Source organism: Pseudomonas sp. Sample_16 (genome assembly GCF_004307665.1).
Taxonomy (GTDB): Bacteria; Pseudomonadota; Gammaproteobacteria; order Pseudomonadales; family Pseudomonadaceae; genus Aquipseudomonas.
Genome location: NZ_RCOB01000061.1, coordinates 1 through 10,802, shown reverse-complemented (window position 1 = coordinate 10,802; position 10,802 = coordinate 1). Strand labels below are relative to the sequence as shown.

The following is a 10,802-nucleotide window of genomic DNA, read 5'->3' as shown; positions in this document are numbered from 1 at the left end:
TCAACACCTCTTTTTCAACTTCCTTCTGACTTCGATGATCTGAAGCAACTTGCTGCCGAAAACCGCGTAACTCTTTGTTTACCAAGGAGTTTTCCGTTTCGACTGCGCCGGAAGTGGGGCGAATTATAGGCTTCTAAAATTCGCCGTCAACCCCTTATTTCAAGTTTATTCGGATTTGAGCGTAATACGCGCAAATGCCTTTTTACCTGCCTGGCAAACATGGGTCGCGCCCAGTGCATATATAAAGGTGCGATCCACGACCTCACCATCTACACGCACACCACCAGACCCAAGTAGATCTCGCGCCACGGCCGAGTTCTTGACCAGGCCAGCCTTATTAAGGACAGCTGCGATCGGCATGTCCTCTGCGGCAGTCAATTCGATCTCAGGCAGATCATCCGGCAGCTCGCCATCCTTCATGCGATTCCCGGCTCCGCGGTGAGCATTGGCGGCGGCCTCTTCACCGTGAAAACGAGCAACAATCTCTTCAGCCAGCTTGATCTTGATGTCACGCGGATTAGCGCCCGCCTCGACATCAGCACGCAATGCATTGATCTCATCCATGGAACGGAAGCTCAGCAGCTCGAAATAACGCCACATCAGCGCATCCGGAATGGAAACCAGCTTGCCGTACATGACTCCCGGCGCTTCCTGGATACCGACATAGTTGCCCAAAGACTTGGACATCTTCTTCACGCCATCCAGGCCTTCGAGCAACGGCATGGTCAAAATGCATTGAGCCTCCTGACCATACCCACGCTGTAGCTCTCGCCCCATCAGCAGGTTGAATTTCTGATCAGTACCACCCAACTCGACATCCGCACGCAAGGCGACCGAGTCGTAACCCTGAACCAGCGGATACAGGAACTCGTGAATAGCGATTGGCTGATTGGTCGTGTAGCGCTTGTCGAAGTCATCGCGCTCGAGCATGCGAGCCACGGTGTACTGGGAAGTCAGGCGAATGAAATCGGCCGGCCCCATCTGGTCCATCCAGGTGGAGTTGAAGGCCACTTCAGTCTTGGCAGGATCGAGAATCTTGAATACCTGAGTCTTGTAGGTCTCAGCGTTCTCCAGAACCTGCTCACGAGTCAGCGGAGGACGCGTTGCACTCTTGCCGCTCGGATCGCCAATCATCCCGGTGAAGTCACCGATCAGGAAGATCACTTGATGCCCCAGCTCCTGGAACTGGCGCAGCTTATTAATAAGCACGGTGTGACCCAGGTGCAAATCCGGCGCGGTCGGATCGAAGCCTGCCTTAATACGAAGCGGCTGGCCGCGCTTGAGCTTTTCCACCAGCTCGGACTCGACCAACAGTTCTTCTGCACCACGTTTGATCAGCGCTAGCTGCTCTTCAACCGACTTCATAACCAACCTGCAAGGCTCAGATTCAAAGGGAACCAACCATACAAGAACGTGCGTCAAATACAAGGTTTGCCCGGCGCACGGACGCCAATCCACAGACAGCGATATCCGTGGACTTGCTTCAGAGATGATTTGGTTATATTTTATACAGTTATTTCATCTTCATCATGTCATTCATCTTTTCCAATTCATCTTTTCAAAGTCAAAAAACTACTTATGACCAAAGAATCGTCTAAAGCGCCGCCGCTTTACCCGAAGACCCACCTGCTCGCTGCGAGCGGCATCGCCGCCCTTTTGAGCCTGGCGCTTCTGGTATTTCCTTCCAGTGATGTTGAAGCCAAAAAGACGACACTGAGTCTTGAACTGGAAAGCCCTGCTGAACAACTGACACAAGATCAAGACGCTGCTGAAGCCGTTCAAGCCACAAATGAGCCGGCAGCTTCTCCTTTCGCACAGATCGAAAACAGCGTCGAAGACACACCGCAAACGGCTGAAGCCGCACCGGAACCCGCCCCTGCTGTAGCGGTCGCCGAAGAAAAGAAGGCTCCCAACCACAGGGAAGTGATCGTTTCGAAGGGCGATACGCTCTCTACACTTTTCGAGAAGGTCGGTCTTCCGGCCACTTCGGTACATGACGTGCTCGCCAGCGACAAGCAGGCCAAGCAGTTCAGCCAACTCAAGCACGGGCAAAAACTCGAATTCGAATTGAGTCCGGATGGCCAGCTGAGCAGCCTGCACAGCAAGGTAAGCGACCTTGAAACCATCACCCTGAGCAAGACTGACAAGGGCTACATGTTCAACCGGATCACCGCCAAGCCAACGGTGCGATCCGCGTATGTTCACGGCGTCATCAACAGTTCGCTTTCACAATCCGCAGCCCGTGCCGGCCTGTCCCATAGCCTTACCATGGACATGGCCAGTGTATTTGGCTACGACGTCGACTTCGCCCAGGATATTCGCCAGGGTGACGAGTTCGACGTGATTTACGAACAGAAAGTGGTCAACGGCAAAGCTGTCGGCAACGGCCCAATCCTGTCTGCACGCTTCACCAACCGCGGCAAGACCTACACCGCCGTGCGTTACACCAACAAACAAGGCAACAGCAGCTACTACACCGCCGATGGCAACAGCATGCGCAAGGCGTTCATCCGGACTCCGGTAGATTTCGCCCGCATCAGTTCGAAGTTCTCCATGGGTCGCAAACACCCGATCCTGAACAAGATCCGCGCTCACAAAGGCGTGGACTACGCAGCTCCGCGCGGTACGCCGATCAAGGCTGCGGGTGATGGCAAAGTATTGCTGGCCGGCCGCCGCGGGGGTTACGGCAACACCGTGATTCTGCAGCACGGCAACAGCTACCGCACGCTGTATGGCCACATGCAAGGCTTTGCCAAAGGCATCAAGACCGGAGGCTCAGTCAAACAGGGCCAGGTGATCGGCTACATCGGCACCACCGGCCTGTCCACCGGTCCGCATTTGCATTACGAGTTCCAGGTAAACGGCGTGCACGTCGACCCATTGGGCCAGAAAGTCGCGATGGCCGATCCGATTTCCAAAGCAGAACGCGCACGCTTCCTGGCACAGAGCCAACCGCTGATGGCGCGTATGGACCAGGAAAAAGCCACCCAGCTAGCTTCGGCGAAGCGCTGAGTCATGCCGTTTTATATAGGCGTGATGTCCGGGACCAGTCTTGATGGCCTGGACATTGCCCTGGTCGAGCAGACCTCGGCGATCAGGCTGATCGCCACCCACTACATTCCCATGCCCGATTCTTTGCGCACAGAACTGCTTGGCCTGTGCGCCAGCGGTCCGGACGAAATTGCCCGCTCCGCCATCGCCCAGCAGAACTGGGTAAAACTCGCGGCACAGGGCATCAACGCCCTCCTCACTCAACAGCACCTTACCCGTGACGATATTCGCGCGATCGGCAGCCATGGCCAAACCATTCGCCATGAACCTGCGCGCGGTTTCACGGTGCAAATCGGTAATCCCGCGCTGCTGACCGAGCTGACAGGTATTACCGTGGTCAGCGACTTCCGCAGTCGGGATGTGGCCGCTGGCGGTCAAGGTGCTCCGCTGGTCCCAGCCTTTCATGAAGCTCTGTTCGATGCGCAGCCCGGCAACCGCGCGGTGCTCAACATCGGCGGCTTCAGCAACCTCAGCCTGATCGAACCCGGCAAGCCGGTTAGCGGCTTCGACTGCGGCCCGGGCAACGTACTGCTCGATGCCTGGATTCATCAGCAACGTGGCGACAGCTATGATCGTGACGGCCAATGGGCCGCCAGTGGCAAGGTCCAACCCACGCTGTTGAAGGCGCTGCTCAGTGATCCATTCTTCGTCACCCAAGGCCCGAAAAGCACCGGCAGGGAAGTGTTCAACCTGCCATGGTTGATGCAACACCTCGCGCACCTCCCGCCCTTCGCTGCCGAAGACGTGCAGGCAACGCTGCTTGAACTGACCGCATTGACCATCACCGAGTCATTGCAAGGCGCCCAGACAGACACACAAGAAGTGCTGGTCTGCGGCGGTGGCGCGCATAACGCCACACTGATGAGTCGTTTGGCCAGCCTGCTTCCGAAGGCGAAAGTCAGCAGTACATCAACCTATGGCGTCGATCCCGACTGGGTCGAAGCCATGGCATTTGCCTGGCTCGCTCACTGCTGCCTCGAAGGCATCGCCGCCAATCGCCCAAGTGTGACCGGCGCGCGCGGGCTACGCGTCCTTGGCGCTATCTATCCTGCATAAAGCCCGGACAGCAAAACGCCGCAGGGCCTGGCGGCCATGCGGCGTTGAGTGATGCTGGAGTGCTGATCAGATCGAGAAAGAAGAACCACAGCCACAGGTAGTGGTTGCGTTCGGGTTCTTGATAACGAAACGCGAACCTTCCAGACCTTCCTGATAATCCACCTCGGCGCCTGCCAGATACTGGAAGCTCATCGGATCGACCACCAGACTCACACCTTCGCGCTCGACGATGGTGTCGTCATCGGCCACTTCTTCATCGAAGGTGAAGCCGTACTGAAACCCTGAACAACCGCCGCCCGTAACGAATACGCGCAGCTTCAAGCGATCATTCCCCTCTTCATCGACCAGGCTCTTCACCTTGTGCGCGGCACCGTGGGTGAATTGCAAAGCCGTGGGGGTGAAGGATTCGACGCTCATGCTGACTATCTCCCGGCGCTAAGCCGTCATATTGCGTGATGACGCGCATTATCCGCTTCTCCTAGAAAAGCGGTCAACTATTGTTATGCTATATCAACCAACCCAACCGCCATCCGCAAATGCAAAAAGGCCCGTTCAACGGGCCTTTTTTGGTGTGCAAACCAGCTTTACGGCAGCATGCCTGCGTGGGACAGACCCAGACGTTCGTCCAGGCCGAACAGGATGTTCATGTTCTGTACCGCTTGCCCCGAAGCACCTTTGACCAGGTTATCGATCACCGAGAGTACGACTACCAGATCACCGTCCTGCGGACGATGCACCGCAATACGGCATACGTTGGCACCGCGCACGCTGCGGGTTTCCGGATGACTTCCGGCCGGCATGACGTCGACGAACGGTTCGTTGGCATAGCGCTTTTCAAACAGCGCCTGCAGATCCACCGAGCGGTCCACGACCGTCGCGTATAGCGTCGAGTGAATGCCACGGATCATCGGCGTAAGGTGCGGAACGAAAGTCAGGCCTACGTCCTTGCCCGCTGCACGGCGCAACCCCTGACGAATTTCCGGCAGGTGACGATGACCTTTGACGGCGTACGCCTTCATGCTTTCCGACGTTTCGGAGTACAGCGAGCCTACAGAGGCACCCCGGCCAGCGCCGCTCACGCCAGACTTGCAGTCAGCGATCAGGTGCGAAGCATCGGCCAGGCCGGCTTCGAGCAATGGCAGGAACCCCAATTGCGTCGCCGTTGGATAGCAACCCGGGACAGCAATCAGGCGCGCCTTCTTGATTTGCTCACGATTGACTTCCGGCAGACCATAGACCGCCTCGTCCAGCAACTCTGGCGCGCCATGCGGCTGGCCATACCACTTGGCCCACTCATCGGCATCCTGCAGACGGAAATCCGCCGACAGGTCGATGACTTTGGTCCCGGCTGCCAGCAGTTCACCCGCCAAGGCATGGGCAACACCGTGGGGCGTGGCGAAGAACACAACATCGCAGGCGCCCAGCGTCTTGATGTCCGGAACGCTGAATGCCAAACCGTCGTAGTGGCCGCGCAGGTTCGGATACATGTCGGCCACGGCAAGGCCAGCCTCGGATCGGGAAGTGATGACAACGACTTCCGCTTGCGGATGTTGCGCCAACAGACGCAGCAGTTCGACACCGGTGTAACCCGTGCCGCCGACGATACCGACCTTGACCATAAACCTGCCCTCAACGAACCCACTGGAAAGCCGTCGATAATAGGGGCCGCGCGCGCCTGCGACAACCGGCAAGGTGACGTGCGGACGCTCAAGCCTCTACTATTCCGGCTACCGTGAATCCTGGGATAACTAAAAATGCTTTTTCTGTGGCTTAAAGCGCTTCATATCGTCAGCGTCGTTTGCTGGTTCGCCGGCCTGTTCTACCTGCCGCGCTTGTTCGTTTATCACGCTCAAAGCGAAGACACCGTCAGTAAGGAGCGTTTCAGCATCATGGAGCGCAAGCTGTACCGGGGCATCATGGGGCCGGCGATGATTGCGACCCTGATCTTCGGCGGCTGGCTGATCAGCCTGAACCCCGGCGCTTATTTCAGCCAAGGCGGATGGATGCACGCCAAATTGAGCCTGGTGGTATTGCTGATCGGTTACCACCACATGTGCGGTGCGCAGGTAAAGCGTTTTGCCCGTGGCGAAAACACCCGCAGCCATGTCTTTTTTCGCTGGTTCAATGAAGTGCCGGTTCTGATATTGCTGGCAATCGTAATTCTGGTCGTCGTTCGGCCGTTCTAATTCCAACAGATAACTTACCGGGGTACTTCCAATGTCGCTGCCCGCTCTGCTCGAACAACGTCTGCGTTTGCCCGTGGTGGCAGCGCCGATGTTCCTGATATCCAACCCGCAACTGGTGCTCGCCTGCTGCCGTAATGGCGTGGTAGGCAGTTTCCCTGCGTTGAACCAGCGCGAGAGCAGCGGCTTCAAAGCCTGGCTGGAGGAGATCGAAGCAGGACTGGCAACAATGGAAGAACCTGCGCCATACGCGGTGAACCTGATCGTCCACAACAGCAACCCTCGGCTCCAGGCTGACCTCGATATCTGCATCGAACACAAAGTGCCGATCGTGATCACCAGCCTCGGCGCGGTGAAAGAGCTGGTCGACGCGGTCCACAGCTACGGTGGCCTGGTGTTCCATGACGTAACGAACCGCCGCCATGCAGAGAAGGCCGCCGAGGCCGGTGTGGATGGCCTGATCGCCGTCGCCGCAGGCGCTGGCGGGCATGCCGGGACCTGGAGCCCGTTCTCGCTGATCGCCGAGATCCGGCAGTTCTTCGACAAGACCTTGCTCTTGGCTGGCTGCCTTAACCACGGCCACGAAATTCTGGCGGCGCAATTGCTCGGTGCAGATCTTGCCTACTTCGGCACGCGATTTATCGGCACAACCGAGAGTCATGCACCCGACGCTTATAAAGAGATGCTGCTGACGTCCAAAGCGGCGGACATCGTCCATACTCCAGCGGTGTCAGGTGTGCCGGCGAGCTTCATGCGCCAAAGCCTCGAAGCTGCCGGCTTCGACATGGCGGCGCTGCAAAATAAAGGCGAGGTCAATTTCGGCTCTAAACTCAAGCCGCTGAACGATGAAGCCAAAGCCTGGAAAACCGTGTGGTCCGCAGGCCAGGGCGTAGGCGAAATCGATGACCTGCCGAGTGTTGACCAATTGGTCGCGCGCCTCGACGCCGAGTATCGCAAGGCGCTGGAGCACGCCGCTCAATTACCCAAGCGCTGGCCACGCTGAAACAAAAACAGGCCAGTCCACATGGCTGGCCTTACACTCGCTGTACTAAAACTCTCGCGACAAGGATGCCTCGGCAATGAGCGAAGACCGTTTCAAGATCGTGTTCGACGGCGCTCTGCTACCAGGTGTCGATATTGGCACCGCCAAACTCAATCTCGCGGCGCTGTTCAAGAGCGACGTCACCGCCATCGAACGCTTGTTCAGTGGCCGGCCTGTTGCCCTCAAGCGCGATCTGTCGCACGCCGATGCACAGACCTACCTCCAGGCTCTGAAGAACACCGGCATCGATGCGCGTATCGAATCCGAACCTTCGATCCAATTGCATCTGTCCGACGTTCACGATCATGTGCCCGCTGACGCGATAGCAGAGCCGCAGTCTCCTTATGCACCTCCTCGAGCCATTGTCGGTGAAGGTGTTACAGGGTTCGCCACACTCAAACCATTTGGCGTTGAAGGGCGTATCGGGCGCCTGCGTTTTCTCGCCTGGTCGATGGTGCTTGGACTTGTGACAATGGCCGTTGTCGGTGTATTCGCCCTGATTGGCCTCGCGCTTGTCAGCAGCGACTCGACTGCCGGCCTGATCATCGCTGGCATTATGGCCTTCTCCCTCTGTCTGGCGTTCCTCATCGCCAGCATCATGATCAGCGTCCAGCGCTTGCACGATATTGGCTGGTCAGGCTGGCTGTGGTTGCTCAATCTTGTGCCGTTCGTGGGCAGTTTCTTTCCGCTGTTGCTGCTGGCGATGCCGGGTAACCAGACTGCCAACCGGTACGGCGCTCCGCCGCCACCCAACAGCACTGCCGTCAAAGTGTTATCCGCGTTATGGCTGGTGGTGATCGCGCTGTTTATCGTCGCAGCTCTGGCGGGCGGCCTTTCGGCCATAAAGGATGAGTACGAAAACACACTCGAAAGCAGCTACCAAAGTGGCTCGGTCACCACCGACGAAATTGAAGTCGAAGTCGAACCTGACGCAAATTCGGCCGCCGATGCAGCCGAAGAAGCCCAGCCCCCTGTAGACTCTGCCAAAGAATGAACAGCGCTCCCCACCCGTGACACCCGCGTCGCGGCGCGGAGCTGTTGCGATGGAGAACTGCATGACCCGTTACGCTCTGATCACTGGCGCTTCCAGCGGCATCGGCCTGGCGATGGCCGAAGCGCTGGCCCGCCGCGGACGCAGCCTGCTTCTGGTGGCCCGACAGCGTGATCAGCTGGAAAGTATTGCAACTGAATTGACGCAACGCTTTGGCGTGGAAGTGCTGTTCCGCGCCTGCGACCTGGGGGAACCGCTGCGGTTGTCCGGGTTCCTGCTGGAGTTGGAGGAAGGTGACCGTCAGATCGATCTGCTGGTCAATTGCGCCGGTATCGGCACCTGCGGTCCCTTTCTGGCCCAGGACTGGATGACCGAGCAAGACCTGATCGAAGTCAACATCCTGGCCCTCACGCGTTTATGCCACGCCATCGGTAACAGTATGGCGCTACAAGGCGGCGGGCAGATCCTGAATGTCGCTTCGGTCGCAGCGTTCCATCCTGGTCCGTGGATGAGCACTTATTACGCGAGCAAGGCCTACGTGCTGCACTTCTCCGAAGGGCTGCGCGTCGAGCTGAAAAAATGTGCGGTCAAGGTCTCGGTGCTCTGCCCTGGTCCGACGCGCACCGGATTTTTCCGTACCGCGCAGTTGAACACAGACAAACTGGCCGACAGCAAACTGCTGATGAGCCCGCAAGAAGTGGCGCTCTACACCGTACGGGCTCTTGAGAAAAACCGCGCAATCATTATTCCGGGACGGCGCAATCGCTGGCTCGCCGCCCTGTCCCGGTTCGGCTCGCGCTGGCTGATCCGGACAATCACCGGCATGGTCAACAAGGCTTATTGCCCGCGCTAAAAGGTCTGGCAGGTAAAAAGCTGGGCTCGGGCAAATCCCATGAGTACACTCAGGCCAGCCCAAACAACGGAGAAAACAGCTGTGGATACTCTGTTCACCAAGATCATAAACCGGGAAATTCCGGCGAAGATCATCTACGAGGACGACCAGGTTCTGGCCTTCCACGACATCGCCCCACAGGCACCGGTACATTTTCTGGTGATTCCGAAGAAGCCGGTGCGCACCCTGAATGACCTGACCGAAGACGACAAGGCATTGGCCGGGCACATTCTGTTTACCGCCCAGCGCCTGGCTTTGGAGCTTGGTTGTGAGAAGGGCTTTCGCGTTGTCATGAACTGCAATGAAGAAGGTGGACAAACTGTCTATCACATTCATATGCATGTGCTGGGTCAGCGCCAGATGCACTGGCCGCCGGGCTGATGACAACACACCCGATGGGAACGGCCAAGTGGCGCTCCCATCGGGGTATCACAACATTGTCATGGCAACTGCAGCACAATGACCCAGCGCAAACCTTCCCCGGCCGATTGGGTTAAACTGGCCGCCGAGATTCCTCCGGAGGTCAGCATGACTACCCAACGTCACTACTCGCCGATTGACCGCCTTCTGCTGCAAGCCGATGCCGCGATGCGTACTTTGCTGCCTTTCAGTGGCCAGCCATACCGCCCGTCACCCGCCATCGTGCAGCCGGACGTGAAAATGAGCGATGAAGAGACCCGGCACGTCGCCGGCCTGATGCGCATCAACCATACCGGCGAAGTCTGCGCCCAGGCGCTGTACCAGGGCCAAGCCCTGACCGCCAAGCTGCCGCAAGTGCGCGCCGCCATGGAGCATGCCGCCGAAGAAGAAGTCGACCATCTGGCCTGGTGCGAACAACGCATCCATCAGTTGGGCAGCCACACCAGCATTCTCAATCCGCTGTTCTATGGCATGTCGTTCGGAATCGGCGCTGTTGCCGGGCTGATCAGTGACAAAGTCAGCCTGGGTTTCGTTGCAGCGACCGAAGATCAGGTGTGCAAACACTTGAACGAACACCTTGAGCAACTGCCGGCCGAGGATGAAAAGTCCCGGGCGATCCTGGAGCAAATGCGCATCGACGAAGAACAGCACGCCGAAAGTGCGCTAGACGCAGGCGGCTTTCGGTTTCCGGCGCCGGTGAAGTTCGGGATGAGCTTGCTGGCCAAGGTGATGACCAAGAGTACTTATCGGATCTGACCTGAGGTAGCGAGCTGGCTCGCTTCTACAAGGGACAAAAAAGGCGGCTACCGTGTGGTATTCGCCTTTTTTGTGCTCGAGAACTGTCGAATCAACCGAGCTCGATGATCTCGTAGTCGTGGGTAATTTCGACACCCGCCGCGCCAAGCATGATCGATGCCGAGCAGTATTTTTCGGCGGACAGTTCGATGGCACGCTTGACCTGGGCCTCTTTCAAGCCACGGCCCTTGACCACAAAGTGCATGTGGATTTTGGTGAAGACTTTCGGGTCCTCGGTCGCGCGCTCGGCTTCGAGGAAGGCTTCACAGCTCTCGACAGCCTGGCGGGATTTCTTGAGGATGCTGACCACATCGAAGTTGCTGCAACCGCCAACACCCAGCAGGAGCATTTCCATCGGCCGGACACCCAGGT

12 protein-coding genes are annotated in these 10,802 nt (G+C 57.9%); 8 read left to right on the top strand and 4 right to left on the bottom strand.

Translation table 11 applies throughout. The features are described from left to right. Positions 1-165 precede the first annotated feature (165 nt). Positions 166-1,365 (bottom strand): tyrosine--tRNA ligase, encoded by a 1,200-nt coding sequence (gene tyrS / locus D8U69_RS08855; RefSeq protein WP_130907140.1) that lies wholly within the window; start codon positions 1,363-1,365, stop codon positions 166-168. A gap of 213 nt (positions 1,366-1,578) precedes the next feature. Between tyrS and D8U69_RS08850 the strand changes: the two genes are divergently transcribed. Beyond that, the gene (locus D8U69_RS08850; protein ID WP_130905956.1) at positions 1,579-3,012 is read left to right on the top strand and encodes a peptidoglycan DD-metalloendopeptidase family protein; all 1,434 of its coding nucleotides are present in this window, start codon (positions 1,579-1,581) and stop codon (positions 3,010-3,012) included. A gap of 3 nt (positions 3,013-3,015) precedes the next feature. After that, positions 3,016-4,107 (top strand): anhydro-N-acetylmuramic acid kinase, encoded by a 1,092-nt coding sequence (locus D8U69_RS08845; RefSeq protein WP_056853509.1) that lies wholly within the window; start codon positions 3,016-3,018, stop codon positions 4,105-4,107. 66 nt (positions 4,108-4,173) lie between these two features. Here D8U69_RS08845 and erpA read toward each other — a convergent pair whose 3' ends face one another. Together erpA and argC are read right to left on the bottom strand one after the other, a co-directional pair. Next, positions 4,174-4,524, bottom strand: a complete 351-nt coding sequence (gene erpA, locus D8U69_RS08840) for an iron-sulfur cluster insertion protein ErpA (protein WP_007906865.1) — start codon at positions 4,522-4,524, stop codon at positions 4,174-4,176. A gap of 167 nt (positions 4,525-4,691) precedes the next feature. Then, the gene (gene argC, locus D8U69_RS08835) at positions 4,692-5,726 is read right to left on the bottom strand and encodes an N-acetyl-gamma-glutamyl-phosphate reductase (RefSeq protein ID WP_056853510.1); all 1,035 of its coding nucleotides are present in this window, start codon (positions 5,724-5,726) and stop codon (positions 4,692-4,694) included. Between the two features lie 135 nt (positions 5,727-5,861). Here argC and hemJ point away from each other — a divergent pair, with 135 nt between their 5' ends. From hemJ to coq7, 6 genes are all read left to right on the top strand, one after another. Continuing rightward, on the top strand, positions 5,862-6,293 hold the full coding sequence (gene hemJ, locus D8U69_RS08830; protein WP_130907139.1) for a protoporphyrinogen oxidase HemJ: 432 nt from the start codon (positions 5,862-5,864) through the stop codon (positions 6,291-6,293). A gap of 31 nt (positions 6,294-6,324) precedes the next feature. Then, positions 6,325-7,293, top strand: a complete 969-nt coding sequence (locus tag D8U69_RS08825) for a nitronate monooxygenase family protein (protein ID WP_130905958.1) — start codon at positions 6,325-6,327, stop codon at positions 7,291-7,293. A gap of 76 nt (positions 7,294-7,369) precedes the next feature. Next, positions 7,370-8,326, top strand: coding sequence for a DUF805 domain-containing protein (locus D8U69_RS08820; RefSeq protein ID WP_130907138.1), 957 nt, complete (start codon positions 7,370-7,372; stop codon positions 8,324-8,326). Between the two features lie 61 nt (positions 8,327-8,387). Further along, on the top strand, positions 8,388-9,176 hold the full coding sequence (locus D8U69_RS08815; RefSeq protein WP_056853514.1) for an SDR family oxidoreductase: 789 nt from the start codon (positions 8,388-8,390) through the stop codon (positions 9,174-9,176). Positions 9,177-9,257: 81 nt separating this feature from the next. Further along, complete coding sequence (locus tag D8U69_RS08810; protein ID WP_008027110.1) at positions 9,258-9,596, top strand: histidine triad nucleotide-binding protein; 339 nt, start codon at positions 9,258-9,260, stop codon at positions 9,594-9,596. A gap of 147 nt (positions 9,597-9,743) precedes the next feature. Continuing rightward, on the top strand, positions 9,744-10,391 hold the full coding sequence (gene coq7, locus D8U69_RS08805; RefSeq protein WP_056853582.1) for a 2-polyprenyl-3-methyl-6-methoxy-1,4-benzoquinone monooxygenase: 648 nt from the start codon (positions 9,744-9,746) through the stop codon (positions 10,389-10,391). A 91-nt stretch (positions 10,392-10,482) separates the two neighbouring features. Here coq7 and D8U69_RS08800 read toward each other — a convergent pair. After that, positions 10,483-10,802 (bottom strand): OsmC family protein (locus D8U69_RS08800; protein WP_130907137.1); only part of this gene is annotated, 320 nt, incomplete at its 5' end.

Bases quoted from the DNA above. Each gene is read 5' to 3' on its own strand.
- argC (WP_056853510.1), bottom strand. From the start codon at position 5,726: ATGGTCAAGGTCGGTATCGTCGGCGGCACGGGTTACACCGGTGTCGAA.
- D8U69_RS08815 (WP_056853514.1), top strand. From the start codon at position 8,388: ATGACCCGTTACGCTCTGATCACTGGCGCTTCCAGCGGCATCGGCCTG.
- D8U69_RS08845 (WP_056853509.1), top strand. From the start codon at position 3,016: ATGCCGTTTTATATAGGCGTGATGTCCGGGACCAGTCTTGATGGCCTG.
- D8U69_RS08850 (WP_130905956.1), top strand. From the start codon at position 1,579: ATGACCAAAGAATCGTCTAAAGCGCCGCCGCTTTACCCGAAGACCCAC.
- D8U69_RS08820 (WP_130907138.1), top strand. From the start codon at position 7,370: ATGAGCGAAGACCGTTTCAAGATCGTGTTCGACGGCGCTCTGCTACCA.
- hemJ (WP_130907139.1), top strand. From the start codon at position 5,862: ATGCTTTTTCTGTGGCTTAAAGCGCTTCATATCGTCAGCGTCGTTTGC.
- erpA (WP_007906865.1), bottom strand. From the start codon at position 4,524: ATGAGCGTCGAATCCTTCACCCCCACGGCTTTGCAATTCACCCACGGT.
- tyrS (WP_130907140.1), bottom strand. From the start codon at position 1,365: ATGAAGTCGGTTGAAGAGCAGCTAGCGCTGATCAAACGTGGTGCAGAA.
- D8U69_RS08825 (WP_130905958.1), top strand. From the start codon at position 6,325: ATGTCGCTGCCCGCTCTGCTCGAACAACGTCTGCGTTTGCCCGTGGTG.
- coq7 (WP_056853582.1), top strand. From the start codon at position 9,744: ATGACTACCCAACGTCACTACTCGCCGATTGACCGCCTTCTGCTGCAA.